Origin of the sequence: Cupriavidus sp. WKF15, from assembly GCF_029278605.1 — a bacterium.
Lineage (GTDB): Bacteria > Pseudomonadota > Gammaproteobacteria > Burkholderiales > Burkholderiaceae > Cupriavidus.
Map to the genome: position 1 here is coordinate 797,452 of NZ_CP119574.1, position 23,897 is coordinate 821,348.

Annotated in this window: 21 protein-coding genes and 10 pseudogenes; 15 read left to right on the top strand and 16 right to left on the bottom strand. The window is 61.6% G+C overall.

Annotated features, from left to right (window positions below; translation table 11 throughout):
• Nucleotides 1–68: 68 nt before the first annotated feature.
• The 3 genes from CupriaWKF_RS33760 to CupriaWKF_RS33770 form a co-directional block, all read right to left on the bottom strand.
• The gene (locus tag CupriaWKF_RS33760) at nt 69–329 is read right to left on the bottom strand and encodes a transcriptional regulator (protein WP_276103611.1); all 261 of its coding nucleotides are present in this window, start codon (nt 327–329) and stop codon (nt 69–71) included.
• A gap of 123 nt (nt 330–452) precedes the next feature.
• Nucleotides 453–833, bottom strand: a complete 381-nt coding sequence (locus CupriaWKF_RS33765) for an Hsp20/alpha crystallin family protein (protein WP_276104111.1) — start codon at nt 831–833, stop codon at nt 453–455.
• 17 nt (nt 834–850) lie between these two features.
• The gene (locus tag CupriaWKF_RS33770) at nt 851–1,285 is read right to left on the bottom strand and encodes an Hsp20/alpha crystallin family protein (RefSeq protein ID WP_276104113.1); all 435 of its coding nucleotides are present in this window, start codon (nt 1,283–1,285) and stop codon (nt 851–853) included.
• A 170-nt stretch (nt 1,286–1,455) separates the two neighbouring features.
• Here CupriaWKF_RS33770 and CupriaWKF_RS33775 point away from each other — a divergent pair.
• From CupriaWKF_RS33775 to rplI, 7 genes and pseudogenes are all read left to right on the top strand, one after another.
• Nucleotides 1,456–2,594: pseudogene (locus CupriaWKF_RS33775) on the top strand (IS3 family transposase); the annotation flags it as partial.
• A 165-nt stretch (nt 2,595–2,759) separates the two neighbouring features.
• Complete coding sequence (locus CupriaWKF_RS33780) at nt 2,760–3,509, top strand: DnaJ C-terminal domain-containing protein (RefSeq protein ID WP_276103612.1); 750 nt, start codon at nt 2,760–2,762, stop codon at nt 3,507–3,509.
• Nucleotides 3,510–4,008: 499 nt separating this feature from the next.
• Nucleotides 4,009–4,263: a hypothetical protein gene (locus CupriaWKF_RS33785; protein WP_276103613.1), complete on the top strand. Its 255-nt coding sequence runs from the start codon at nt 4,009–4,011 to the stop codon at nt 4,261–4,263.
• A gap of 313 nt (nt 4,264–4,576) precedes the next feature.
• Nucleotides 4,577–4,723 (top strand): annotated as a pseudogene (locus CupriaWKF_RS33790) (H-NS histone family protein); the annotation flags it as partial.
• Between the two features lie 578 nt (nt 4,724–5,301).
• Nucleotides 5,302–5,433: pseudogene (locus CupriaWKF_RS33795) on the top strand (30S ribosomal protein S6); the annotation flags it as partial.
• A gap of 206 nt (nt 5,434–5,639) precedes the next feature.
• The gene (gene rpsR, locus CupriaWKF_RS33800) at nt 5,640–5,918 is read left to right on the top strand and encodes a 30S ribosomal protein S18 (protein WP_039015607.1); all 279 of its coding nucleotides are present in this window, start codon (nt 5,640–5,642) and stop codon (nt 5,916–5,918) included.
• Between the two features lie 21 nt (nt 5,919–5,939).
• Nucleotides 5,940–6,369, top strand: a pseudogene (gene rplI, locus CupriaWKF_RS33805) (50S ribosomal protein L9).
• Nucleotides 6,370–6,681: 312 nt separating this feature from the next.
• Here the strand turns inward: rplI and CupriaWKF_RS33810 are convergent.
• Nucleotides 6,682–7,058: pseudogene (locus CupriaWKF_RS33810) on the bottom strand (hypothetical protein); the annotation flags it as partial.
• Between the two features lie 79 nt (nt 7,059–7,137).
• Here CupriaWKF_RS33810 and CupriaWKF_RS33815 point away from each other — a divergent pair.
• Nucleotides 7,138–7,263 (top strand): hypothetical protein, encoded by a 126-nt coding sequence (locus CupriaWKF_RS33815; RefSeq protein ID WP_276104147.1) that lies wholly within the window; start codon nt 7,138–7,140, stop codon nt 7,261–7,263.
• A 78-nt stretch (nt 7,264–7,341) separates the two neighbouring features.
• On the opposite strand, the gene CupriaWKF_RS33820 is transcribed toward CupriaWKF_RS33815, so the two are convergent.
• From CupriaWKF_RS33820 to CupriaWKF_RS33830, 3 genes and pseudogenes are all read right to left on the bottom strand, one after another.
• Nucleotides 7,342–7,533 (bottom strand): hypothetical protein, encoded by a 192-nt coding sequence (locus tag CupriaWKF_RS33820; RefSeq protein WP_276103614.1) that lies wholly within the window; start codon nt 7,531–7,533, stop codon nt 7,342–7,344.
• An 88-nt stretch (nt 7,534–7,621) separates the two neighbouring features.
• Nucleotides 7,622–7,753 (bottom strand): annotated as a pseudogene (locus tag CupriaWKF_RS33825) (lysine transporter LysE); the annotation flags it as partial.
• Nucleotides 7,754–7,955: 202 nt separating this feature from the next.
• Nucleotides 7,956–8,483: pseudogene (locus tag CupriaWKF_RS33830) on the bottom strand (Tn3 family transposase); the annotation flags it as partial.
• Here CupriaWKF_RS33830 and CupriaWKF_RS33835 point away from each other — a divergent pair.
• A pseudogene (locus tag CupriaWKF_RS33835) lies at nt 8,481–8,623 on the top strand (IS6 family transposase); the annotation flags it as partial. The pseudogenes CupriaWKF_RS33830 and CupriaWKF_RS33835 overlap by 3 nt on opposite strands.
• 149 nt (nt 8,624–8,772) lie before the next feature.
• On the opposite strand, the gene CupriaWKF_RS33840 reads toward CupriaWKF_RS33835, so the two are convergent.
• Nucleotides 8,773–9,204 (bottom strand): host attachment protein, encoded by a 432-nt coding sequence (locus tag CupriaWKF_RS33840; RefSeq protein ID WP_276103616.1) that lies wholly within the window; start codon nt 9,202–9,204, stop codon nt 8,773–8,775.
• Nucleotides 9,205–9,721: 517 nt separating this feature from the next.
• On the opposite strand from CupriaWKF_RS33840, the gene CupriaWKF_RS33845 reads away from it, so the two are divergent.
• Complete coding sequence (locus CupriaWKF_RS33845) at nt 9,722–9,958, top strand: hypothetical protein (RefSeq protein ID WP_276103617.1); 237 nt, start codon at nt 9,722–9,724, stop codon at nt 9,956–9,958.
• A gap of 92 nt (nt 9,959–10,050) precedes the next feature.
• Complete coding sequence (locus tag CupriaWKF_RS33850; protein WP_276103619.1) at nt 10,051–10,605, top strand: thioredoxin family protein; 555 nt, start codon at nt 10,051–10,053, stop codon at nt 10,603–10,605.
• A gap of 140 nt (nt 10,606–10,745) precedes the next feature.
• On the opposite strand, the gene CupriaWKF_RS33855 is transcribed toward CupriaWKF_RS33850, so the two are convergent.
• From CupriaWKF_RS33855 to CupriaWKF_RS33875, 5 genes and pseudogenes are all read right to left on the bottom strand, one after another.
• The gene (locus CupriaWKF_RS33855) at nt 10,746–11,093 is read right to left on the bottom strand and encodes an MTH938/NDUFAF3 family protein (protein ID WP_276103620.1); all 348 of its coding nucleotides are present in this window, start codon (nt 11,091–11,093) and stop codon (nt 10,746–10,748) included.
• A 531-nt stretch (nt 11,094–11,624) separates the two neighbouring features.
• Nucleotides 11,625–12,310, bottom strand: a pseudogene (locus CupriaWKF_RS33860) (IS6 family transposase).
• A complete protein-coding gene (locus CupriaWKF_RS33865; RefSeq protein ID WP_276103621.1) occupies nt 12,271–12,531 on the bottom strand; it encodes a hypothetical protein in 261 nt (86 codons plus the stop codon). The pseudogene CupriaWKF_RS33860 and the gene CupriaWKF_RS33865 overlap by 40 nt, the downstream one beginning before the upstream one ends.
• Before the next feature lie 434 nt (nt 12,532–12,965).
• The gene (locus tag CupriaWKF_RS33870; RefSeq protein ID WP_276104114.1) at nt 12,966–13,400 is read right to left on the bottom strand and encodes a universal stress protein; all 435 of its coding nucleotides are present in this window, start codon (nt 13,398–13,400) and stop codon (nt 12,966–12,968) included.
• Nucleotides 13,401–13,793: 393 nt separating this feature from the next.
• Nucleotides 13,794–14,006 carry a hypothetical protein gene (locus tag CupriaWKF_RS33875; protein ID WP_276103622.1) on the bottom strand — a complete coding sequence of 71 codons (213 nt, stop codon included), beginning with the start codon at nt 14,004–14,006 and terminating at the stop codon, nt 13,794–13,796.
• Between the two features lie 747 nt (nt 14,007–14,753).
• On the opposite strand from CupriaWKF_RS33875, the gene CupriaWKF_RS33880 reads away from it, so the two are divergent.
• The 4 genes from CupriaWKF_RS33880 to CupriaWKF_RS33895 all read left to right on the top strand — a co-directional run bounded on the left by CupriaWKF_RS33880 (nt 14,754) and on the right by CupriaWKF_RS33895 (nt 19,896).
• Nucleotides 14,754–15,137: a nuclear transport factor 2 family protein gene (locus tag CupriaWKF_RS33880; protein ID WP_276103623.1), complete on the top strand. Its 384-nt coding sequence runs from the start codon at nt 14,754–14,756 to the stop codon at nt 15,135–15,137.
• Between the two features lie 461 nt (nt 15,138–15,598).
• The gene (locus CupriaWKF_RS33885; RefSeq protein ID WP_276104115.1) at nt 15,599–16,294 is read left to right on the top strand and encodes an ABC transporter ATP-binding protein; all 696 of its coding nucleotides are present in this window, start codon (nt 15,599–15,601) and stop codon (nt 16,292–16,294) included.
• Nucleotides 16,295–16,297: 3 nt separating this feature from the next.
• Nucleotides 16,298–18,823 carry an ABC transporter permease gene (locus CupriaWKF_RS33890; protein ID WP_276103624.1) on the top strand — a complete coding sequence of 842 codons (2,526 nt, stop codon included), beginning with the start codon at nt 16,298–16,300 and terminating at the stop codon, nt 18,821–18,823.
• Nucleotides 18,820–19,896, top strand: coding sequence for a carotenoid 1,2-hydratase (locus CupriaWKF_RS33895; RefSeq protein WP_276103625.1), 1,077 nt, complete (start codon nt 18,820–18,822; stop codon nt 19,894–19,896). The genes CupriaWKF_RS33890 and CupriaWKF_RS33895 overlap by 4 nt, the downstream gene beginning before the upstream one ends.
• A gap of 622 nt (nt 19,897–20,518) precedes the next feature.
• Here CupriaWKF_RS33895 and CupriaWKF_RS33900 read toward each other — a convergent pair.
• The 3 genes and pseudogenes from CupriaWKF_RS33900 to CupriaWKF_RS33910 all read right to left on the bottom strand — a co-directional run.
• Nucleotides 20,519–20,722 (bottom strand): hypothetical protein, encoded by a 204-nt coding sequence (locus CupriaWKF_RS33900; RefSeq protein WP_276103626.1) that lies wholly within the window; start codon nt 20,720–20,722, stop codon nt 20,519–20,521.
• Nucleotides 20,723–20,992: 270 nt separating this feature from the next.
• On the bottom strand, nt 20,993–21,337 hold the full coding sequence (gene tnpC / locus CupriaWKF_RS33905; protein WP_276103627.1) for a Tn3 family transposase post-transcriptional regulator TnpC: 345 nt from the start codon (nt 21,335–21,337) through the stop codon (nt 20,993–20,995).
• Nucleotides 21,330–23,870: pseudogene (locus CupriaWKF_RS33910) on the bottom strand (Tn3 family transposase); the annotation flags it as partial. The pseudogene CupriaWKF_RS33910 and the gene tnpC, both read right to left, overlap by 8 nt.
• Nucleotides 23,871–23,897: the final 27 nt, after the last annotated feature.

The following is a 23,897-nucleotide window of genomic DNA, read 5'->3' on the forward strand; positions in this document are numbered from 1 at the left end:
CTTCCAGGTGAGTATCCAATCGGGCAGGTAGTCCTATTTCACCCGCCGCCCCAATAGCACGCAGGATCTCATTCGGACTTATCGAAGATGCCGGCTTCGAGATCTTTCCTGAAATGCTGAACCCAATCGGTTTCATAGCCGATGGGGTATTCCCTTGTAACTTGTGTCGATCGTCTGGTTACCGTGACGTAGCCCTGTAAACCGAAGTTCTCGTCGCCTTTTGGGTCAGTCGTATCCGTTTCCAGGAGTTCGAAATCATCTGCTGCCAGACCATTATGCTGCAAGGTCGCAAGAAAGTCCTGTTGTTCATCCAATTCGATCAGTCGCATCGTCGGCCCCTCACTGGTCAAAGGGGGCGAAAACCGAAACTCTCTTCCAACGATTCGAGTTTCATGTCAGCCCTCTTATGTGTATGCAGCCATGGGTGATGCCTACGACCCGCTCGGCTTACATCACGCCACCTTGACCTCAATGCGGCTCGGTTGCGCGTATTCGGCTTTCGGGATGCGCAGCTTGAGTACGCCGTGGTTGAACTCGGCGACGACCTTTTCGGCATCTAGTTCCTTGGATAGCGTGAACACGCGCCCGTAACGGGGCAGGGAAACCTCCGCGTGACTGGCTTCCATGCCTGCCGGCAGATCCAGGACGACTTCGCCCTTGATGGTCAGGATATCGCCTTGCACCTGCACGACCAGCTTGTCCTTGGGTACACCCGGCAGATCGGCGTACAGGGTGATGCCTGCGGCGTCCTCGTACACATTCACTGGCGGCATCAGGGCCGCTTCAGTGCTGCCAGTGTCAGCTTGCTTGGTGACAGCAGCATTTTCGCTCATGGCCAGATCCTCCTCGCTCACTGGATGCTGATTTGGCGCGGCTGCGCGGCTTCGACGCGCTGGATGCTGATGTGCAGCACGCCGTCGCGGTACTTGGCCTCTACGGCATTGGGATTCACGTCGTTTGGCAGGCTCACCACACGGCGGAAGCGGCCGGCGAAGCGTTCATCGATATGCACGGAGGTTTGCTCGTCCTTGTCGGGGAGATCGGACTTGCGCTCGCCGACAATGGTCAGCACGTTCTTCACTAGCTGCACGTCCATGCTGGCCGGATCGACGCCAGGGGCAAAAGCGTAGATTTCCACCGAGTGGGGTGTGCCGCCTACATTCATGGCCGGAAAACTGACCCGACCGCGAATGCTGGGAGACAGCCCGAATGGCTGCTGCAACTCGCGCTGTAGGCGTTCCAGTTCTGAGAATACGTCACGGGGAAACAACGATCGATACAACATGTTTGCCTCCATTCGCTTTCGCGCGGGCGCCATAGTCTGACGCCCCCGGTTGCAATGGTAAGGCTTCGCCTGGGGATTTCAAGTTCTTGATTTGACTGATATTCGCCATCATTCTGGAGGTGACCCGCTTTTTCGGACAGTGCCTATCTTGAGTAAGCAGGAGGTGCACCATGCCGAAAACGCGCCCACCGTACAGTGCGGTCTTCCGTCAGCAAATGGTTGACTTGGTCCATGCAGGTCGCCGTCCGGAGGATCTGGCCAAGGAGTTCGAACCCACGGCCCAGACGATCTACAACTGGGTTGCCCAAGCGGATCGCGATGCCGGCGTTCGTCAGGACGGCCTGACCACGGCGGAGCGCCAGGAACTCACGCGGCTGCGCCGTGAGAACCGGCAACTCAAAATGGAGAGGGAGATACTTGCAAAAGCCGCGGCCTGGTTTGCCCGGGAGACCGACACGCTGCCCGACAAGGGTTCGAGTTCATGAAGGCAAATCAGGACCGCTTTCCGCTGTCCACCATGGCGCGGCTGCTTAAGGTCTCGCGCAGCGGCTTCCATGCATGGATGGAACGACGTCCGAGCGCTCATGCCGTGAGTGACAAGCTGTTGCTCGCGCAAATCCGTGAGATTCACGCCCGCTCGCGCGGTACCTATGGGATGCCACGTGTGCATGCCATGCTGCTGCGCCAAGGTATCCACGTCGGGCGCAAGCGCGTGGCGCGTCTGATGCGTGAGGCCGGCCTGCGCGGGGCTTGCCGGCCGCGCTTCATTTGCACCACCCACCGTGCGCCAGCGGGCAGACCCGCGCCCGATCTGGTGCAGCGACACTTCTCTGCCGATGCGCCAAATCAGCTGTGGGTCGCCGATGCGACATACATTCCGACCGTTGCCGGCTTTTACTATCTGGCTGTCGTGTTGGACGTGTACAGCCGGCGCATCGTAGGTTGGGCCATGGGTAGTCATCTGCGCACCGCACTGATGCTGCAAGCGCTGGACATGGCGCTGGCGCAGCGACATCCCAGCGCAGTGATTCACCATTCGGACCAGGGCTGCCAATACACGTCTGTTGCCTTCGGGCGACGTTGCCGCGAGGCCGGCGTTCAGCCTTCGATGGGCTCGGTGGGCGATGCCTACGACAACGCCATGTGCGAGTCCTTCTTCGCAACGCTCGAATGCGAGCTGCTGATGCGTTCGCGCTTCGCCACGCACGACGACGCCCGTCAGGCATTGTTCACCTGGATCGAGGGTTGGTACAACTCGCATCGCCTGCACAGCGCACTGGGATATCGGTCTCCGCAGGAGTTTGAAAAGCTTCCCGTCAATGGCATGAATCCGGCGCTACACCGGGCATACACTGCCCCATCACAAGGAGAAAACCCATCGACATAAAATTCCAATGCGAATCTGTCCGATGAAACGGGGCAACCCCATTCTTCCGAGGTGAAGAGCAGCGCGAGACCGGAAATGGGAACACGCATGGAGTTCCAGGACTACAAAACGCTGGGGGTGGCACGCGATGCCACGGCGGAGGAAATCAAGAAGGCGTTCCGCAAGCTCGCGCGCAAGTTCCATCCGGACGTTTCCAAAGAGTCGGATGCAGAACTGTGCATGAGGCAGCTCAACGAGGCCTACGCCGTGCTCTCCGACCCTGAAAAGCGCGCCGCGTACGCTCAATTGGAGCGAGGCTATCAGCCTGGCCAGGAGTTCCGTCCGCCGCCGGACTGGAACACCGGCTTCGACTTCTCCAGTTGGGGCTTCTCGCCCCAGGAAGAGGCCGATTTCAGTGACTTCTTCGCCGAGCTGTTTGGCCATGTCAGGGGCAGACACCGCGGCTTCCATGCGCACGGCGGCAGCTTCCAGTCACGCGGTGTGGATCACCACGCCAAGGTGCTGCTGGACCTGGAAGACGCCTTTACCGGCGTCACTCGTCAACTTTCGCTGCGGGTGCCAAGCATGGACGCCCAGGGCGTGGTGCAGCTCACGAGTCGGACCCTCAGCGTGAAAATTCCCAAAGGCGTGCGCGAAGGTCAGCTCATCCGTCTGGCCGGACAGGGAGCGCCGGGGATCGGCGGTTCGCCGGCAGGGGATCTTTTTCTGGGCGTGCATTTCAAACAGCATGACCAACTGAAAGTGAAGGGGCGAAATCTACACCTCACTCTGCCGGTGGCGCCATGGGAGGCGGCGCTGGAGCTGCGGCGGGCGGTCAATGCGGGGCAGAGTGTGTAGTTTTACCGGATCGAATAGCCCAGCCGGTTATCCGGGGGTACGTCCCCTCCCTGCGTCAGTGGGGTGTAGCCGCGCTCGCTGGCTTCGCTGGCACTCCAGGCGATAGAGGCGGCGGCTGATCCTCTGCTGGCTGTTGCGACATCCTAGGCGGCTCCGGCGCCGGCGGCAAGAGATGATGCGTTTGGCGCGTGGAACAACCTGCCAAGAGCAGCACGACAAGCACGGTCATCACGGCTGGACCGTTACGCACTTTTTGTTGGGACATGCAGGCGTACCTCCAGAGGCATGCGCTTCATCAAGCCTAGACTACCTCGAATTGGGGTATTTTCCCCATGGTGGGTGATTCCTTTATCGCTATTGCCAATGATTGGAAAGGCCCGTCAAACCCGGTGAGGAGGGCGGTGGGCGAATACCTGCCGGGCGCATCGGGGTCGTCTCATGCACGGAATGGGCGGTGGCGATGCGTAGTCTAACTGCTCAAAGGCGTCAGGAAGTGGCGATGAGCACATGTATCAGGAGCCTCACAATCGGTGCGGCCATGTTGCTGGCCGGGTGCGTGGTAGTTCCAGCTTATGATGGCTATGGCTATCCGGCCTACGGCACCTATTCCTACGAGCCTTACTATCCTGCTTACCCCTACGGGCCGTACTACAACTACGGCTGGTGGCCTGGCTTCTATGGAGGCGCAGTCTTCTTCGGTGGCGGTGGCCATGGCGGGAGACACCACGGCGGCAGCGGGGGGCACGGTCACTGAGCTGTGTCGCCTCGCTACTTGAGCACCGCAATCACCCGTTCATTCAGGCCCAACCGGTAGAGTGTCGCGCCCACTTGAGTCAACAAGGCCCGTTCCTTCCCCGCGATCGCCGGATCGGCCAACAGCACCGCCAAGCCGGAGCGTCTTCGACCTCCAATTCCGTCGCTTCGTCCAGCGCCAGGCGCTCGAAACGTCACCTGGGTCCATCGTGGTTCCATGCTGCTTCCTGCGCCAGTCTAGCCGACGAGGCGGTCGTCAGGCATGATACTGTGCATCCATACAGTATCAATCTGGCCGCACCATACTTCACGAACCCGATCCGCGGCCGCCTCCGCCACCGCCGGCGGTCTGCTACCGCAATGCCGAAGGGCTCAACAGGGACGGGCACGGCGAGATGCCTGCCTGGCTGCAGCGCACGGTCAATGCGGGGCAGAGCGTGGAGTTTTTCCGGATTGGATAGCTTCGACAGCGGATTGGCCTGGGGCGGTCGTCTGGTGATAGTGGATTTAGCATGGGCCCGAGGCCCACGCCAGGTAGGCGAGGGCGATGACCAGCAGGCAGGAGCGGCCAGTATCCCGTAGTACCGCGCTCTGTGGCATGGCTGCTCCGGGTGCCCCGGTAGGTGAAACAGCCAGTTCGCGTGGCGGTCAGCGCGTGCACATTCCATACTGGAAGTGATCGCCCCCGCCGGAATGCAGCGATGCTCGTGGGGACGAGTTTTCGTCTCCGCCTTCCGAAAGGAGGTATCCCATGTGCTACCGGATTCGTGATCTGGATCGCCCGCGAGAGAAAACGGCCCAGCAGCGGCATACCCCGACGAGCTTGTCGCCTCGCTCTCGCCTCAACGAGCGCTGGGCGGCGTTGATGGCGTGGCTGCGTCCGTCTCCAAAAACAACCAGCCCGGTGACGGCCACATCCTTGGAGCAGGCCGAGCCGGCTGAGGCCGCGGCGAAGCCGGTCCCTCGGCCCATTGACCAGGCTTGCACCGTCGCCAGCACCGCCCGCGAGCGGGAGGCCGAGACGGCGTAGCCCGTCACTGTGTTGCGTCACCCCATCGTCCAGACCAAGAAGGCCGAAACCGCGCCGTCGCCGATGATGAAGGAAGTGCAGCGCGAAGAAGCCCACAAGACCGCACTCCAGTCGCCCGCCGAAACCCCAGTAGCGGCCTGAGCATCAAGTAGTGTTGTGGCGCAGGCTTTCATGGCGGCCACGATCGGGCACAACGAGAGTCGTATTACTGTGGTTGGCCTGGGCTTCTCCGCACTGCGCTCACGCTTCGCACCTGGCCTGACCGCCGTGGGCTCGCAGGCGCCGCAACTGCAAGGCTCTCATCTTCCATATCGCTGATATGTAAGGCATCGGTAAGGGATCGAATCATGGCATTCATCAAACGTAGCGATAAAAAGAAGAAGCCTTTCAAAAAGGAAAGCTCGCTGTTCAAGCGCAAGCGCTATTGCCGCTTCACCGTGGCTGGCGTGGAACAGATCGACTACAAGGATCTGGACACCCTGAAGGACTTCATCGGCGACAATGCCAAGATCACGCCCGCTCGCCTGACTGGCACCAAGGCGCACTATCAGCGTCAGCTCGATACGGCCATCAAGCGCGCGCGCTTCCTCGCGCTGCTGCCCTACACGGACCTGCACAAGCACTGACTGCCCAGGCCGTTAAGGAAAATACGATGCAAGGAAGAAATTATCAGGCTGGGCTGCTTGGGTGACATCGTTCGCGTGAAGGACGGCTACGCCCGTAAGTTCTGATCCCGAACAAGAAGGCCCGCCGCGCTACGCAAACCGCCATCAGCGAGTTCGAAGTCAAGCGCGTCGAACTGGAAAAGGCTGCCGCCCAGAAGCTGGCCGCCCGTGCAGGCCGAAGGCGAGAAGCTGAACGGCCTGACCGGAAGTCCGATGTGGGCGTCTGCCAGTTCGATTCGGTCACCAACGCAGGCATCGCCGAAGCCCTGGGCACCCAAGGCTCATGGTCAAGAAGGCCCAGGTGCGCCTGCCCAACGGCCCGCTGAAGCTGGTGGGCGACCAGGTCAGCGTTGCGCTGGATACTGACGTGGCGGTCGACGTGACCGCGTCCGTCCTGGGCGAACACGTCTAAGCATTGGCATTGCCGCCGGCAAGGGCTCTCATTCCGGGGCGGTGGAGGGTGTCAGCGAGAGAAGGCAGAAGCGTTCGCTTCTGCCTTTTCTTTGGGTGCGCCCGGCAGGGCGCGCCCATGCCTGCGGCCGGGTTGGGGGCACTTGGCAGCGCGACTTCGCGGGATCGGGTGTGCATGACAGCAGCGACGCTCGTGCTTGAACCGATTTTGCAACTCAATACACCGAGGACGCCAGTAGGGAAGGGAGGGTGACTGCATCGATCGCCCGTGACACACGATGGCGCCCGAAGCGGGCGACTGAGGCCTCGTCCGCTACCGGCTCCTGCAACAGGCTTTCATCGGTAGCTTGTGTGAAACGTAAGGATACCTCTCATGGCAGGTGATTGCCGCGCCCTCAGGCTGCCATCTAGCGGCGTTTATCGTCGGTCCGTCCAGGGTCATGCGGGAATGGTCGTTATGGAACTTGTTGATGATGGGCCGGAGCTCTTCCTTGACATACTCACTGTAGCGATAAAAGAGAGGACCGAACCGACCTCTGCGCAGGTCGCTGTTGCCCAGCAACCAGTCGGTGACGGGAAAGGTGAGGTTCATGTACTTCATCCGGGCATGTTGCGCACGAATCAATTGTCGTGGACGTGACAGCAATAGTGGAAGGTCTCATAGACCAGGTACCGGGCCACCATTGTCAGAGGAGATGCTGGACGGCCCGCCGGGCGAGCCGAGCGCCGAGGTCCGCGTGCTGGCCGCGCCCGAACGGCAACTGGCGCGGTGGGCAAACTCAACGCGGGGCGCGAGATCGACGGCCACTGGCCGGTGGCCGTGGCGTCCGAAGCGGAGGCGCTGCTGTGCGGGGCCATGACAAAGCTGGGTTGGTCCGCCCGTTCGTACTTTTGAGTGCTAAAGATATCGCCCGCATCATTGCGGATCTCGACCGCGCCGCGATCCTGCAGGCCGCCAACGTGGCCGAAGCGATCAATACCGGCGCGCGCTGCGCTCCTCGTAGGATGGCGGCGGTACCGCCACTGGCGGTTCCGCCGGTGGTGGTGGATGCTCGATCGGCGGCAAGTCCGGCGGAATGCCCGGGGGCGGCGGCTCCTCGATCGGCGGCACTGTATGGGCCGGCCGGTGGCGGGACTGGGCAAGCGGCGTCAGGAAGGTGCGCATGGGATGTCTCCGCGATGGCGATCTGCCTTCATTGAAGCAAACCCGCCACCCGAGTGCCACCAGCACGCTCATGCCCCCGCATATAAACTCAGGCGGACTGCCTGCGCACGAAGAAGAGCGCGGCGCCTACCGGCACCAGCACGTTGCCGAAGACGCGGTTCTGCCGGCGCACCGCGCGCGCATTGCGGAATTGCCTCTGCATGCGCGAGGCCAGCACGGCGAGATAGCACGGTGTTCGCACTATGCTTATGCGGCGCGCATAGATGTGCTGGTGTTCGAGTCCCCGTCGATATCGGGCGGCTCGGCTCGCCGAGTTTCTTTTGAGATGAAGCGCTCGAACAGTAGTGCTTTCCGAGTCGGTCATGGCTTTCGACGCCGCGACGGCCGATGAGCCGGTCAATCCGCGCCAGGCCCGTCATCAGCCACTGGGCGAAGTCATTGAACTGCTCGCTCTTGTTCGTCGGCGCGTGAATCGTGCGACGCAGCTCCGACTCGTTCAGGTACTTCAGCAGGAACAGCGTGCGGACGACGCGGCCGAGTTCGCGGAATGCAAAGTACAGCTTGTTCTTGGCACTCGCTGAGCCCAGCCGCCGCAGGATGGTCGACGGGGTCATTGTTCCGGCTTTGATCGAGACCGCCACCCGCAGCATGTCGGGATAGCGGCGCTGAATCAGATTCCAGTCGATGGGCTGGCGGCAAAGGGACTCGATGTGAGCGCTTTTCCGGCGCTGGTCCGCCTTGAACAGCACCATTCCCTTGATATTGCGCATGCGCGGCATCAGGTTGATGCCCACCAGGTAAGACAGACCAAACACCGGCCCGCTTTGCGCCTGGGTGTCGCCATGAATGGTGACGGGTTGGATGTCGGAGCCATTGTGGATCAGCCCGTCCAGGATGTACACGGCCTCATGCACACCGCATGGAATGAAGTTGCTGAAGAGCGCGATGTACATAGCTTCGGTTCGATCCGGCAACACTTCGCGTTGAAACGGCACCTGCTGCGTGCTTTGCTCGCAAGCACCTCGCTGCGAGATTCGCTGCCTGGCACGAATTCACTGAAGTGGCCCAAAATCCATCCACTGCTTTCTGAGCAGTGGTCCGGCCGGCCACAGCCTTGCCTCGCTATCGGCAAGTTGACAACGCCGATGGCCTTGCAGACGTATGCGGGAAGTAGACTAAGCGCCATGCCGGCAGGCCGTCATGGCGCGGTTTGGCAGGCGGGGAGGGCGCCGGCTGGGCTCAGCGGCAGGCGAGGCGGCTCTGCACTTCGCGCGCGCCCAGCCTGGACATATCCTCGTTGATTTCCTCGAACACCACCTTTTGCACTTCCTTGCCAAGGTGCTCGCGCAGCATGCCGAGGAATTTCGGCGAGGCGGCGAGGCGCAGCTTGTCATAGCGCTGCTCCGTGCGTGCCTGTTCAAGATACTGGGTCAGCATGCGGGCGAACTCTTCACGCCCCTTCTCGGCCTGATCGACCCGCGTCGCCATCGAGTGCATGGGCTCACCCTTGCCGGCAAAGCGCCCCTGCGCATCGTCGCGCAGTTCGCTGTCCTTGGCCCGGCCAAGCGGATTGACAAAGTCCTGGATCTCTTCCATATCCCTTTCCATCCCATGCGCCTGGAAGATCCGCGCATGGCTGCCATCTGCGGCTAGCGTCCAGATTGTCGTCATCACTCGCTCCTTTCGTGGCGGCAGTAGCGATGTAACAAGGATAGGTTCGGGCCGGGCGATCGTCCCGGCGGCTTCGCAACGCCAAGGGGGATGTACGGTATCCCGTGCGGCCCCCCCGATGCCGCTATCCGCCGAGGATCGTGCGGGCCGCATTTCGCAGCGCCTGGTCTGAGCCGAGGGGCGCCGCTGGCTCAGTAGTTGTCCATCAGACACGCCCGATGGACAACGAGGGCATCCGTCCATGCCAGCGAGAAAATTCCTCGGTTTGCCACTTAGCCCTCACTTAGCCCCCGGTTTGGCGCGGTCTCCTGCCTGCTCCCTGTCTGGACGGCTTTCTGAGTGGCGTGGATGGCAGGGGGATGACATCGGGGGGAGGGGCGCGTTCATTCCATCTTTCTGAAAGGTAACCAGTTCAGAAGCGCACAATTGATGTCCTTGCGGGGCTTGGCTGACACGCGCACCATAGCGCCAAGAGAAGGGGATGGGGCGTTCTTTGGCCATGCTATGAGGCGAGAAGATGGATCTCCAAGGCTTCACGTACTACAGAGACCACTGGTATGAAGCGTCCGCAACATCTCCAGATGAGTCCGGACCATGGCAAGGCGAGGTGACGATCTGCACGAAAGCGACAGATGGAAAGCCGCTGAAAATCTTCGATCGCTATCCTGTCCCTGGCAGTTTCTTCAGCGAAGGGGAGGCGTGGCGGCACGCTACCGATTGGGCCAGGAAGCTGATTGACGAGCGCTGTGGCTAGCGCGCGCACTTCCGAGAGCTCGCAATGGAATACCGATACAGCGGCCGTGATATGAAAGACACAGCTTTCCTGGCCGCCCGAGGAACACGCAAATGGGTACCGAATCCCCCGCAGGCGATCTGGGCACCGCAGCGCCCAGGTTCTCGCTGCCCGCCACCGACGGCAGGACGCTTACGCTCGACGACGTGCGCGGCGAGCGTGGCGTCGTCGTGGTGTTCATGTGCAACCACTGCCCCTACGTAAAGAGCGCGCTGGCACGGCTGATCCGCGACGCGCGCGATCTCGCGCCGCTCGGCATCGGCATTGTGGGCATCAACGCGAACGACGCGCGCATCTATCCTGAGGACTCGTTCGACCGGATGGTCGCGTTCGCGGCAGACGCCGGCTTGCCGTTTCCCTATCTCTATGATGAGACGCAACAGACGGCCCGCGCATATGGTGCGGTCTGCACGCCCGAGTGCTTCGGCTTCGATGCGAACCTACGGCTGTGTTACCGGGGTCGCGTGGACGCGTCGCGCAAAGACCCGCTGGCCGGTGCGCCGCGCGACCTCTTCGAAGCGATGCGGCAGGTCGCGCAGACCGGCGAGGGTCCCGCGCAGCAACACCCGGCCTTTGGCTGTTCGATCAAGTGGAAGCTGGAAACCTGACGCCGCAGAAAGTCCAGGTGCGATACGGTCTGGCCGCTCGCGGCATTGGTGGACCGCCCGCGCAACGCATCGGTGCGGCGACGCGCGCATTCGACCTCGTGGCCGCTAAAGCGATGCGATGAACTCATTCCATGGAGTCCCTAGCAGGTGAGGTGCAGGACCGCGTTCGTGCCGCCGGGGTGCTTCTCGAGCGTCGCAATGGCCTTGGCGGTGGGCGCAATAACCAGTTTCACGTGGTGATTCTTGGCCTCCTGCTTCACCTCATCCATGACCGGCAATGCCCCGCTGCCTGTGCCAATCACTAGCCGGCTGCAGTTCCAGGGAATGTCTTCCCTGACCGACAGCGGCGTATGCCCGAAGGCCTCGTGGAATGGCTTGGATGGCCCCTTCTTGCGCTTGCGGACCTTGCCTTGGTCGATGACTACATCATGCTCGTACGTTATGCCATCAATGCGGATGGAGCCGAAGGAGAATGCCTCAAAGCGCATACGCACCTCCACAGTGGCCATGCCGAGCGACGGACCGGCACGATCCACGATTATTGTAGGTCGCCAGAACCCGCCGGACTCCGCCACTCTGCCAGATGCCGCCAGCCTGATTTGCACCTGGCATGATCGTCGCCAAGAATCATTAATGTCAGCGTCCCGTTTGCGCTAGGTTTTCGCTTGTTCTGACACTGACAGGATGGGCTGCAGCTCTATATTCGTACATGGACTCCCGCCTATGAGCAAGGGTGGTTTGCACTTTGAAGGTCACTACTGCGTCCGTACATTCGGCTTCTGACGTGTCGCGTGTGGACACGAGCCATCATGGAAATGTGCGCGCTTGCTCCTCATCGGCCTTCTGGCTTCGAAATGCAGCCGTCGGATAAATCAGGATCTGCAAGCGCCGGTCCGACCGGTTCGCCATGCTTGCCACTTCTTGCACAATCGCTAAGGAAGTGAAGCGTACTAACAACTAACAATGGCGCTGTCAACTTGGCGGTAGTGAGACAAGGCAGTGCCACGCGGGACCACTGATCAGAAAGCAGTTGACAGATTTTGGGCCACTTCAGTGAAATCACGCCAGGCAGCGAATCTCGCAGCGAGGTGTTTGCGATAGAGCGAAGCGCGCAGCAGATGCCGCTTGACGGCGAAGTGCTGGCGGATCGGACCGAAGCTCGAGAGGAAAGCCTGCGTACGATCAGCCAGCCGGAAACCGCGCATGCGCCGTTCGCGTTCGCGTGTTGGCTGGTGGCTGTTCTCGGCGCGGTTATTCACGCGAGCGCTGGCTTTGACGAACACATGTTTAACGTTCGCCAGTTCGGGAATCTCGGCTTTGGCTGCTGAGTAGCTGCGCAACTGGTCGGTGACAATCTTGCTCGGTGTCTCGGAACAAGCTGCCAGCACACTCTTGAAGAACCGTTTCGCACCAGCCTTGTCCCGGCGTTTCTGCAGCAAGATGTCGAGTTCGGCGCCATGCTGATCGACGGCACGCCACAGCTAGGTAGGGTGCCGCGCAGCGTCACGAACACCTCGTCGAGATGCCAGGTTGAGCCCGGCTTGCGGCGTGCGGATCTGACGCGATGCGCAAAGCCCGCGCCGAATTTGTCACACCAACGCCGGATCGTTTCATAGCTGACGACAACGCCACGCTCAAACAGCAATTCTTCGATATCGCGCAGGCTCAGTTGAAAGCGAAAGTACCAGCGCACCGCTTGGCTGATGACCGCCGCCGGAAATCGATGGCCGTAATAGAGCGACTTTGCGCCACCAGCCGTTCGTTCAGGCCCAACCGGTGGAGTGTTGCACCCACTAGGGTCAACAGGGTCCGTTCTTTCCCCGCGATTGCCGGATCGGCCAAAAGCACCGCCAAACCGGCAATCGCGTCGTCGACCTCCAATTCCGTTGTGTCATCCAGCGCGAGGTGCTCGAAATCTCGTATCACGTCATCTGGGTCCGTCGTGACTCCATATGGCTTTCTGTGCCAGTCTAGCCGACGACGCGGTCGTCAATGAGCGTGCGAAGCGATCCGCTAATGGCCACATGGCGGACGTGGAGGCTGGGCCGGCCCTCTTGCGAATCATGTTTGCTGGTTGCAGGCTCTGACGCTGCGCCGGCCGCGACGGCTCGAAGCGGGAAACGGGAGAGAATGGACCTCTGCAGGTCATGGTCGGTCCGGCGGCGGACCTCAGGCCGGCGCGGTCGTGCTCGCGGTGCATACGAACCAGCAGAGGTGGCCAGCTACTGCGGGCGGCAAGGGTGAACGCCGGCGTGAAGAGACGGCTGAGGGTCAGCGGAAAGCGCCAGCAGCGCGTACAGACGGCCAGCAGCAAGGACAAGGGCGAAGCGGCGGTAGGCCACCAACTGTGGCCATCCACGCTACCGGTACACCAGCACAGGGATCGCGCAATGCGTCAGCACCTTCTGCGTTTCACTGCCCACCAGCAGTCCCTCAAGGCCGCGACGTCCATGCGATGCCATGAAAATCACATCGCAGCCGTGCCGGTTGGCGGCCTCGATGATCTCTTTGTACGGCGTCGTCGTGATCGCCGTATCGGTGCTGCAGGCAACGCCAGCCGCCTGCGCGGCGGTCACGACCAGGTCGAGCCTCGCCCTTGCCTCGATCGCTGCATGCTCCTCGAACGCCTTGCGGGTCTGGTGGCCTGAGTCGGACGATGTCAGGAAGGGGTACTCATTCATGCAAGTGAACGCCGTAATCTTTGCGCCCATTGCCTTGGCAAACTCGATTGCAGCGGCAACGGCCTTCCCGGAAAGGTCAGAACCGTCGGTGGGTACCAGTACGTGCTTGAACATGGCTTCTTCCCTATGTTGTCCCAAGGTCAATTCTATCGACAGTTGCATGCTTGAGTTGGGAACCATAGTTGGTCGGCACTGCTTTCAGATGATCGGTGGCGTGCTTTTCCTGGACTGGACCTCCGTCACCCCCTTTGCCCGCTGGCTCCGCGTTAAGCAGGGCCCGGTGCCCCCCGTTCAGAGGATGAACTCATCTAGGCTATCAACCTATGATGCCAGCGGCGTCGTACCTTTAAGGGAGGGCAAAATTTGCCATGTATCGAATACACAGGTGGGCAGAACACATTGCAGCCGCAGCCCTTGCTCCGGGAGAGGCAACACGCATTCAGCGTGGCGTGCGCGACAACGTCAAACTCCGTCGGCAGTTGTGGCCGGCGACCTCCGTGCGGCCGGCTATATGGGCAGTGACACCACTGCAGGTGCAATAGCAGTCATTACGCGAGCGGATCTGGTCCACTTCTTGTCGAGCACGGCGACGACCATCAGCCCAAGCGACGGGCTCAGAATCAACGAGAAGATAAACCATACGGCGCCGGAGCGTCCCAGTGCGTTGGCAAAAAGGCCAACCGCGAAGGAGCAGGTGATCCAAGCAACAATTGCAAACATGGCGGTCCATGAGTCAAAGTGATCGCCACGCGAAACGGCGAGCCACCAGTATGGGCACTACTGCAATCAGTAGCACTTGGGGAAAGGCATTAAGGGAAAGCGCTAAATGGAGATTGCGCCAACGCGGGGGCAGACGACCGGGCTGCTACCGAGTGGCCAATAAGGCACCTACAAGGGCGATGGGCAGGCGTTGAACAATCCTCGAGGGAGGAAACCGCGGGTGCAGACTATTCGCTGGAAGCCGTAGCAAGTCGCCAGCCGACACCCAGAGCTGCGAACGAGCCGAAGCTACCGCGCTTCCTCGGTGTCAGTACTTGTCTGTCCTGCGTAACCAAATCGCTTGATGACAGATTTGCACCCGACCTGGGCCGTTAGAACGACTCCATCCAGTGCCCTCCGCTTGGGCCGGCACGCGACTGGCCATTTTCAAGAGCCGAACACCCGTGACCGACCCTGAGCCATATAAATGCGCAGTGCCGAAGGGCTGAGTCGGCCGAGATGCGGTCATCCGCTTTGTAAGTGTCGATGGCCGTATTCTGGCGATAAAAAGGGCCGACAGCGCAGACACTTCGCCCCAGGAAGGCGAAAAGAGCCACTTTGCCGCCAGTCAAGCCGGGGAGTTACTGCGCAGTCAAATCCCGACGTTAAACCCGGCACCACGGCCCTTGCATGGGACACCATTGGGCTCTAAGTTGGAGACATCCGCCCCTGTGATGGCAGGGCCGCAGTGTGCAACCGGAGACAATAATGACAACCCCGATTTCTGTCGTAAAAACAGCCTATGAAGCGTATGGGCGCGGCGACGTCAATACCATCCTCGATCTGGTGGCCGACCAGGTCGACTGGAAGATGGTAGGGCCACCTCAGATTCCCTACACGGGGCAGCGCAACAACAAAGCCGAAGTCGCCAGCTTCTTCGCGCAACTCGCACAGGCGGATGACACGGAAATCTTCGAACCACGCGAGTTTATCGAGTCAGGTGAGCATGTGGTTGTACTCGGCTTCCTACGAGGGACCACACGTCCTGAAGGTAAGCTGGTTGAAACCGAATGGCTGCACATCTTCACGGTCGTCGACGGCAAGATTCGGCGCTGGAAGGGTTTTGCCGATACGTCGCTCCGCTTTTTATAAGGTATGACTGGCAATCTTCCGCCAGCCGGCTGCCTACCTGAGATCGCATTTGGCTTTGCCATTTTCCTAGCTTCCGAGGACCCGCAACGAGAAATCGCATACGGGCTTTCGTGTCTTTCCCCCGAACACACCGGCCGATTCGTTGCGATGTATTTATGTCGCGAAATATGGCGCCAGGTGGTCGTCCGTTTGTCCTCGAAAGTCCGTTAGCTTGGCAGGAGTCGACATTCGAACGCCCGAGTGATCGCGGGACCAGCGACCCTTCATGGCCGTAGGGGGTTTTTGCCGGTCGAAGTGAGTCCGGCCGGCCTCATTGGCTCCAAAGCGAACCCATGACAAAGTAAGATATTTCCCACCCATGATGCTGCGGCCATGCACTTCAATGATGGCAGAATGGCGTGTGTCCGCTCTTCCGGTCACTGGATTGCCGCGAAGGCACGCCTCGCGAGGTTAATGACATTGTGCTGACCCTTACAGACGTCTCCAAGACATACAACGGTACTCGGCCACGCACCGTTCTCCGTGGAGTCAGTCTTGCGCTGGACGCCGGCGAATATGTCGCCGTCATGGGCGAATCGGGCGTCGGCAAGTCAACGCTGCTACACCTGATTGCCGGCCTGGATCGGCCCGACAGTGGCCACATCCAGTTCGACGGGCATGATCTGGGCACGCTGGGCGACGATGCAGCAACCTTGCTGAGGCGGCAAAAGATGGGCTTTGTGTTCCAAGCCTTTCACGTGCTGCCGAATTTGAGCGCTGCGCAGAACGTGGCTCTGCCGCTGTTATTGAATGGAATCGAGCGGGAAAACGCGGCGGCGCGCGTTGCCGAGATGCTCGCTGCGGTTGGGCTCGAGGGGCGCGAGGACAGTTTGCCGCGCGAGCTTTCCGGTGGGGAACTGCAGCGGGTTGCCATTGCGCGTGCCCTGGTGCACCGACCGATGCTGCTACTGGCAGATGAGCCGACTGGCAATCTTGATCACGATACGGCTGCGCGGGCCCTGAGCCTGCTGCGCGAACTGGTCAACGCAAACGGCACGGCCGCGATTATCGTCACGCACTCGGCGCTGGCTGCGGCGACCGCAGATCGCGTCTTGCAATTGACGCCAGGCGGATTGATGCCGCTGGGGGCACAGCCGCCCACGAACGCGGTCGCCTGAGCCATGCGAACGCCGCGCTCACTCGGCCTTGCACTGCTGCTCGGCGAATTGCACGCCCATCCCGGACGTGCCATCGTAGGCATCCTCGCCGTGGCCATCGGTGTGGCAATGGGCTATGGCGTGCATCTGGTCAACCACGCTGCGCTGGCGGAGTTTTCCCAGGCGGTGCGCTCCTTGATGGGGAGTGCTGATCTGGAGATCCGCGGGCCGCGCACGGGCTTCGACGAATCGCTCTATCCGCGTATCGCGCGCCTGCCGGAGGTGGCGGCGGCCAGCCCGGTGGTGGAGGTCGATGCGGGGGTGCCAGGGCGCACCGGTGCGCTAAAGCTGTTTGGCATTGATGTGTTCCGGGCGGCGCCCCTGGCACCCAATCTGATCGGGCGGCCGGTAGAAGAGCGCGCGGGCAAACTCGACGTTCTCGATCCCGACGCCGTGTTCCTTTCGCCGGCGGCGCTGAGCTGGCTCGATCTTAAGCCCGGGGACCCGCTCAACGTGCAAGTGGGGCTCACCCCGCTTACGCTGCGTATTGCCGGCACGCTGCCGGCGGCGGGCGAGGGCCTGCGACTGGGCGTGATGGATATCGGTGCGGCGCAATGGCGCCTCGACCGGCTTGGCCTGCTGCAGCGGATCGACGTCAAGCTAAGGCCGGGAGTGGACACCGACAACTTTGCGCAAGCGCTGGCCGCGCTGCTGCCGCCAGGCGTGGTGGCGGGTTCGCCCCAGGACAACGTGCGCCGAACATCCAGCCTGTCGCGCGCCTATCGGGTCAACCTGAACGTGCTTGCTCTGGTGGCATTGTTCACTGGCGCCTTCCTGGTGTTTACGATGCAGGCCGTATCAATGCTACGGCGGCGCTCTCAGCTGGCACTGCTGCGCGCCTTGGGGGTGACGCGCGCTGGTCTCCTGCGGCTGCTGCTGGCGGAAAGCGCGGCTCAAGGCGTATTCGGCGCGATACTCGGCCTGGCGCTTGGCTTCGCCCTCGCCGCTGCGGTGCTTGCTTATGCAGGCGGCGATCTGGGCGGTGGCTACTTTGAAGGTGTACGGCCCAAGGTCCGCTTCGATGCGCTGCCAGCACTGATCTTTTTCGCGCTCGGCCTGTCGGCGGCGGTACTCGGCAGTCTCGCGCCGGCATGGGAGGCCGCCCGCGCGCGGCCGGCGCAGGCGCTCAAGGCAGGCGATGAGGAGACAGCGCTCAAGCGGCTGCGCTCGCCGTGGGCCGGGCTTGCTGCGATGGCAGCCGGTTTTGCGTTGACCCCACTGCGGCCGGTGGCGGATCTGCCGGTCTTCGGTTATGCCGCGATCGCCCTGTTATTGGTGGGCGCAATCCTGCTGATGCCACGGCTGGCGCATCTCGTGTTCGGCTTGCTGCCTTCTTCGCAACGGGCTGTACCGCAGCTTGCCCTGACCCAACTTGCCGGAGCACCGGGCCGCGCGTCGATCGCCCTGGCCGGCATTGTCGCCAGTTTTAGCCTGATGGCCTCGATGGCGATGATGGTGACAAGCTTCCGCATCTCGGTGGACGATTGGCTTCAGAATGTCCTTCCGGCTGATCTCTATGTGCGTGCTTCGTCAGGCGGCGATAGCGCGTATTTCTCGCTTGACGACCAAGCGGCCATCGCCGGCGTTCGTGGCGTTGCGCGTGCCGAGTTTCTTCGTTCGAGCCAGATCCTGCTTGATCCCCAGCGTCCCCCCATAACGGTCATCGCCAGGCCAATCGATCCGCGCAATCCGGGCGCGCGGTTGCCGCTGACGGCCGCGCCCGTCGCGGGGCAGCCTAGTGATCCGCCTGCGGTATGGGTCAGCGAGGCGATGGTCGATCTCTATGGCTTTCGCCCGGGGCAACGTATCACGCTGCCGCTGCAGGGGCGGTCCGTCGCCTTCCTCGTAGGTGGCGTGTGGCGCGATTATGCACGCCAGTATGGTACGGTGGTGATCAGCCAGGATGTTTATCGGCTGCTCACGGACGATCGGCGCGTCACTGACGTTGCCTTGTGGCTGGAGCCGGGCACCGGCCCGGCACAGGTCAAGGAGAGGCTGCGCCAGCGCGTCGCCGGCGGTGATCACATTGTCTTCGCCGAGCCCGGCGAGATTCGTACCATCACTCTGAAAATCTTCGACCGCAGTTTTGCGGTGACCTACTTGCTGGAGGCCATCGCGGTTGCGATAGGCCTGTTCGGCATCGGCGCCAGCTTCAGCGCGCAGGGCTTGGCGCGCGCGCGCGAATTTGGCATGCTGCGTCATCTCGGCTTCATGCGTTGGCAGATCGGCGCGATGCTGGCGTTGGAGGGCGCGTTATTGGCTCTGCTTGGCGTGGTAGCCGGTCTTGCGTTGGGATGGGCTATCGCCTTGATCCTGGTTCACGTTGTCAACCCGCAGTCGTTCCACTGGACTATGAACTTGCATGTGCCTTGGGCATTTCTGGGCCAGGTGGCGAGCGCGGTGGTGGTGGCGGCCTCGCTGGCCGCGCTGGCGAGCGGTCGGCAGGCGATGTCGCGGAGCGCCGTGCGCGCGGTGCGGGAGGATTGGTGAAGCGGCGCTCATTCCTGCTGCTATTGCCGGGTTTCGGTGTGGCGGGTGTGGCGCCAGGTGCAGCGCCCGCTTATCCGCCCGTCGACGCAGGTCGAACCTTGACCTTCCCGCGCGACCACGGCGCGCACCCCGACTATCGTACCGAATGGTGGTATGCGACCGGCTGGCTGCAGACGCAGGCAGGAGCGCCGCTCGGCTTCCAGATTACGTTTTTCCGCACACGCCCGCAGTTCGATCAGGCCAACCCAAGCCGCTTCGCACCTAAGCAACTGCTGTTCGCCAATGTCGCACTGAGCGATCCCGTAGTCGGCAAGCTCCAACACGACCAACGCGCGGTGCGCAGCGGCTTTGGCCTTGCGCTTGCCGATACATCCGACACCGACGTGTACATCGACGACTGGTCGCTGCGCCGCGATATGGCGGGGCGCTACCGAGCCAGATTTCACGCACGGGATTTTGCGCTCGAGCTGTCAATGGAGCCAACCCAGCAGTTGATGCTACAGGGCGACCGGGGTTACAGCCGCAAGGGCCCTCTGGCGCGCCAGGCGAGCTACTACTACAGCCAGCCGGGACTCAAGGTGAGCGGCAGCTTGAAACAGGGCAGCCGGCAGGAAGCCGTGCGCGGTACTGCCTGGCTGGATCACGAATGGTCGTCGACCTTGCTGGCCGATGAGGCTGTCGGCTGGGACTGGCTCGGCCTCAACCTGGATGATGGCGGTGCGTTGATGGCCTTTCAGATCCGGGACAAGGCGGGGCGCAAGTTCTGGGGAGGCGGCACGCTGCGCGGCGGTGACGGCCGCGTGCAGGTACTCGCTCCTGAAAAAGTCAACTTCATGCCGGTGCGCCGTTGGCGCTCGCCGCGTACAGGCACCAGCTATCCAGTGGCCATGCGTTTGGAAGCAGGCGATCTCACGCTCGAACTGATACCGCTGATGGATGATCAGGAACTCGATAGCCGCGCCAGCACCGGCGCGGTTTATTGGGAGGGCGCGGTGACTGCGTTGCGGACGGGTAAGGCGGTGGGACGTGGCTATCTCGAATTGACCGGGTATTTCCAGCGGATCAATCTTTGACTTGAGGCACGTTCCCGGGCAAATTGAGCAGCCGGTTGGAGCACCCGCCGGCGGCACCGCTTGCAGTAAACCAGATGGCTCTGACCGACTGAGGCCGTGTGGAGACGTCTCTCGAGCCGCACAACGTGCGTCCCTTTCCTGGCTCTGCTGATCAAGCAAACACTTCGATCGCCATAGCCCAGCACGCCACATCGGATCACCCCGCGGTTTCCTCCCTCACAGCGTCGGGCCGAGCGCGCTGAAGCCGAAGCGGCATTCGTGTGCTAGTTGCTGGCAGAGTTGCGGGTGGGCGTCGCCTGAGCGAGACGGTGGTGCGGGGCGGCGCAAGGCCGGGCGCCGATCGGACATACGCTTGATGTACGAGATCACCTCGTCAGCCGACGAGAGGTCTGGATAGCGGCGGCCGACATCGCGAAGATTGTCCGGATGCGGTCCTTCCTCGATATCGCCCACGCAGGCCGGTACGAGAACCCCATTGGAAGCTGTCGATCGTCGACGCACGGATACAGCCGCTGGTATTGCAACCGGTGATGATTACGGTCTCGACGCCCTCACGGATGAAGTAAGGCACGACCGGCGGCTGATAGAAGATTGACGGGCCAGACTTGCAGACGACGATGTCTTAGTTCTTGTCGTGGCTTCTCGGACCCAGCTCCGAGCTGGGATGGTCCAGCCGGAATTGCTCTCGCACTGCCGAAATCTTCCAGTGAGGCATGTCGCGCTCGGACTTGTACGCGGTGAAGCAACTGGCGACAGGCATGTTGTGCTGGCGTGCGACGTCGAGCAGCCGTGCCGTGTTCTGCAGGCCGCGCATGACCAGTGGCACCGCCTAGTTCCGATCCTCGCGCAACATGGGCGTTTCACGGACTCGGGGCTAATGAGACGCCTGGACGGCCTGCGACCAAGATACGCCCAATCCGCTATCATAAGCCTCCCAGTTATGATGAATCCGTCTAACTGCGTATCTTCGATATAAGGAGGGCGATCGAGGCGTACCAAGGCTTTTTTGTGCTCAGCCGGGAGAATGGCTCGAAGGCAGAACAGGATGGATGGTCGGCTTTTGAAGGGTGGGGCAGCTATCGATGCCGCAAGCCTGTCACGCGTCGTCAGATGGTCGAAGAAGTTCTAGTGGGCGCAGCGCATGCACAGCGCGTTGGAGCACCCGTATCAAGTCTTCCAGTTCCTCCACAATGGTCTCGGCCTGCTCGACCAAGGTTGGATTCGTTGCTCCTGAGACGAGACTGGCACCATTGAGAACCGTATGGGCCATGCCATGTAACTGGAGTAAGTCGTCGCGAATACCTTCTGGCTCGCACAATCGGGTTCGAATCGTATCGACGAGGTCCACAATGCGCAGGATCTCGCGGGTGTCGAAACTGTCCTGCAGGCGACGTAAGGCCTCAGTGTCAATCGGGCCATAAGGGGTCTGCGTGTTAGGCATGGCGTGGTTTCCGAACGGAGAATGCTGGGGCAGCGAAAAGACTGTCGCGGATCCAGTCCTCAGGAGTCCGCTCAAGGTTTAGCTTGTAGTCGCCAAAGCGCTTGATGTTGCTGGTGAGATATGGGCTGAGGAAGCCGATATCGTCCACGTCGACCTTGATACCGTCCTTCTCCATGGCACGAAGCGCCTGCATCATGTCGGCGGTGTTCTGAAGGATCACTGCGGAGGCGATCAGATCGTTGTAGCGCAATCGCTTTTGCTGCTCGTCGGGATCGTTCACAGGCAGTACATCGCCGCCGAACGAGAACCACTTGGCAAAGCCATTGTAGGACTCGATCTTGTTGGTCGTCGCTGTGATTTCCTGGCGCAGCTCGCGGCTGCCGATCCACTCCAGCAGAAACACGGTGCGAACAACCTTGCCCAGTTCCTGGGCGGCCAGCAGGAGGCGATTCTTGCGACTATCCGATCCCAATCGGCGCAGCAGTAGGGGAGAGGATATGGTTCCGGCCTGGATCGACAACGCGACCTGCATCAGATCCTGCCAGTGAAGGGCGATCAGGTCCCAATCCACCGCGCCCGAAAAAAGGCGCTCAATATGACGATACTTGAAGGTGGGATCGGCTCGGAAAAGTTTCAGATCCTGCCAGTTACGAATCCGCGGCATCAGGTCGATGCCAAGCAGGTAGGTAAAGGCAAAAACGGCAGCTGACTGGCCCTGGGTGTCGGCATGCACCGTGTCTGCCTCCACGCTCAAGCCGGCCTTGAGCAAGCCCTCGATGACGTAGACAGCCTCCCACACGCCGGGCGGGATGAAGTGTCGGAATACGGCGATGTAGTTGTCTGCGACATGCCGGTAAGCCACCGCGCCCTTCTTGCGGTAACGGAAGTGGTAGCCCGTGAGCAGGTTATTGTCGTAGAAGTCGTATTGCGTGCCGTCAGCCGCCACGGTCTTACCGTCCCCCCAATGCTTGGGCAGGTCGAGCTGGAGATACAACTCGATCAGCTCGCGCTGCGCGGTTTCAAGCCGTTCCAGACTCATATGCCGCCGATTGACGAATGACATCATGTGCGGCGTCACCCGTTCGCCCATGTGGCGAGCTGCTTGCGTGGGTCCGAGATTGCAGCCCATCGCGAAGATCGTCAGCAAGTAGCGCTCGGCGGCGTGGCGGATCTTGGGATCGCTGCCTGAAAGCGGGCCGAAGTGGCGCGTGAAGTGGGTCCAATGCTCGATGTTGGCCAGGACGTCCAGCAGGTTGCGGTTCGGCATGTGGCGGATCAGCGTCTGCTGAAGCTCAAGCGCGCTGGCGGGGATTTCCTTGGCGACAGTCCTGCGGAGTACCGGCTCGCCGTTGCGGCCAATGGTGACGTGCTGACGCTTATCCGGAAAACTATCGTCCAGGTTCTGTGCCGTGGCGGCCAACCACTGACGTAGGTGTGCAACGAAATCCTGCGCGTTGGTCGGCATCTCCAGCTTGGCGCAGTAGTCAGGGAGGCGGCGCTCGCATTCACGCCAGGACAAAAGATGCAGCCGGTAGTCGGCATACGCGTCTGAGCCGACGACACAGAGGTCGCCAGAGCGCAATTCGCTGGCCATATGCGAAAGTACGCAGAGCTCCAGATGGCGCCGATTGATGCCTGGCGCCAGATTGTCGGAGCGATATACGAGCTTGCGCCAGCGCTCCGAGGCGAAGCTCAGATCGACGTCGGTGGCAAGCCACTCGCGGTGTAGAGCCGCATTCTTCAACACCACGGCCAGTGCGGCCAGCAGGGTGCACGACTGGCTGGTTGACTGCCACTTCAGCACTTCGGCCAGGCGCAACATTACCGAGCGGTGCGGGCGAAAATGCCGCCACAAAAGGGGCAAGTAGTTGTTCCCGCTGAAGGCGCGGACCTCGGCGCAGCTCTCGCGTAGAGGCTCCAAATCGCCTGAGGGGGCAAGAAGGCGCCGTACCTCTACGCCGATCTGAGCATCGTCCTCGCCCTCGGCGACGATCTCGACTACGCCATCGAGCAGCGCGACGAGCTTTTCCATTTGCGCGCGCCGGCGGGATTGGATTTGCTCCAATTCCTCCCGTGCCCGCTTGTGGATGGCGCTCATGCGCCGGATAAACATTTCGGCGAGATCGTCCCGTACCCGTACCCGCATTTGATTGAGCAGCGCCACCATCAGCGTATAGCGCTTCTCCGGCAAGGTCTCCTTGAGATTGGCCGCGTCCAGGCTCATGGCCTGGCTCGCCAAGGACCGCAGCTTCGAAGCCGGTACGTCCGCCACGGTCTTGGAAAAGTCGCCAATGGTGTCCAGCCAGGTCAGATGCTCGATCAGCAGAGTCAGGTGCTTGCGCGAGGGACGCAGCGCGTGGCGCTTGATGTTGTGATAAGAGGTCTGACGGGTCGCCAGGTCTCGGGTCAGCAGCCGGTCAAGCCGGTGCCGCTCGTCCTCGGACAGGCGTCGTGTGATACGGCGAAACAGGGCCGTTTGCGTGCGAGCGTGGACCTGCTCGACGATGGCGTCTAACGTGGAAAAAGATGGCAGTGGAGGTGACCCGCTTTTTCGGACAGT

Coding starts and splice junctions, on each gene's coding strand:
- CupriaWKF_RS33760 (WP_276103611.1), bottom strand. CDS start 329: ATGCGACTGATCGAATTGGATGAACAACAGGACTTTCTTGCGACCTTG.
- CupriaWKF_RS33765 (WP_276104111.1), bottom strand. CDS start 833: ATGAGCGAAAATGCTGCTGTCACCAAGCAAGCTGACACTGGCAGCACT.
- CupriaWKF_RS33770 (WP_276104113.1), bottom strand. CDS start 1,285: ATGTTGTATCGATCGTTGTTTCCCCGTGACGTATTCTCAGAACTGGAA.
- CupriaWKF_RS33780 (WP_276103612.1), top strand. CDS start 2,760: ATGGAGTTCCAGGACTACAAAACGCTGGGGGTGGCACGCGATGCCACG.
- CupriaWKF_RS33785 (WP_276103613.1), top strand. CDS start 4,009: ATGAGCACATGTATCAGGAGCCTCACAATCGGTGCGGCCATGTTGCTG.
- rpsR (WP_039015607.1), top strand. CDS start 5,640: ATGGCATTCATCAAACGTAGCGATAAAAAGAAGAAGCCTTTCAAAAAG.
- CupriaWKF_RS33820 (WP_276103614.1), bottom strand. CDS start 7,533: ATGCGCACCTTCCTGACGCCGCTTGCCCAGTCCCGCCACCGGCCGGCC.
- CupriaWKF_RS33840 (WP_276103616.1), bottom strand. CDS start 9,204: ATGACGACAATCTGGACGCTAGCCGCAGATGGCAGCCATGCGCGGATC.
- CupriaWKF_RS33845 (WP_276103617.1), top strand. CDS start 9,722: ATGGATCTCCAAGGCTTCACGTACTACAGAGACCACTGGTATGAAGCG.
- CupriaWKF_RS33850 (WP_276103619.1), top strand. CDS start 10,051: ATGGGTACCGAATCCCCCGCAGGCGATCTGGGCACCGCAGCGCCCAGG.
- CupriaWKF_RS33855 (WP_276103620.1), bottom strand. CDS start 11,093: ATGCGCTTTGAGGCATTCTCCTTCGGCTCCATCCGCATTGATGGCATA.
- CupriaWKF_RS33870 (WP_276104114.1), bottom strand. CDS start 13,400: ATGTTCAAGCACGTACTGGTACCCACCGACGGTTCTGACCTTTCCGGG.
- CupriaWKF_RS33875 (WP_276103622.1), bottom strand. CDS start 14,006: ATGTTTGCAATTGTTGCTTGGATCACCTGCTCCTTCGCGGTTGGCCTT.
- CupriaWKF_RS33880 (WP_276103623.1), top strand. CDS start 14,754: ATGACAACCCCGATTTCTGTCGTAAAAACAGCCTATGAAGCGTATGGG.
- CupriaWKF_RS33890 (WP_276103624.1), top strand. CDS start 16,298: ATGCGAACGCCGCGCTCACTCGGCCTTGCACTGCTGCTCGGCGAATTG.
- tnpC (WP_276103627.1), bottom strand. CDS start 21,337: ATGCCTAACACGCAGACCCCTTATGGCCCGATTGACACTGAGGCCTTA.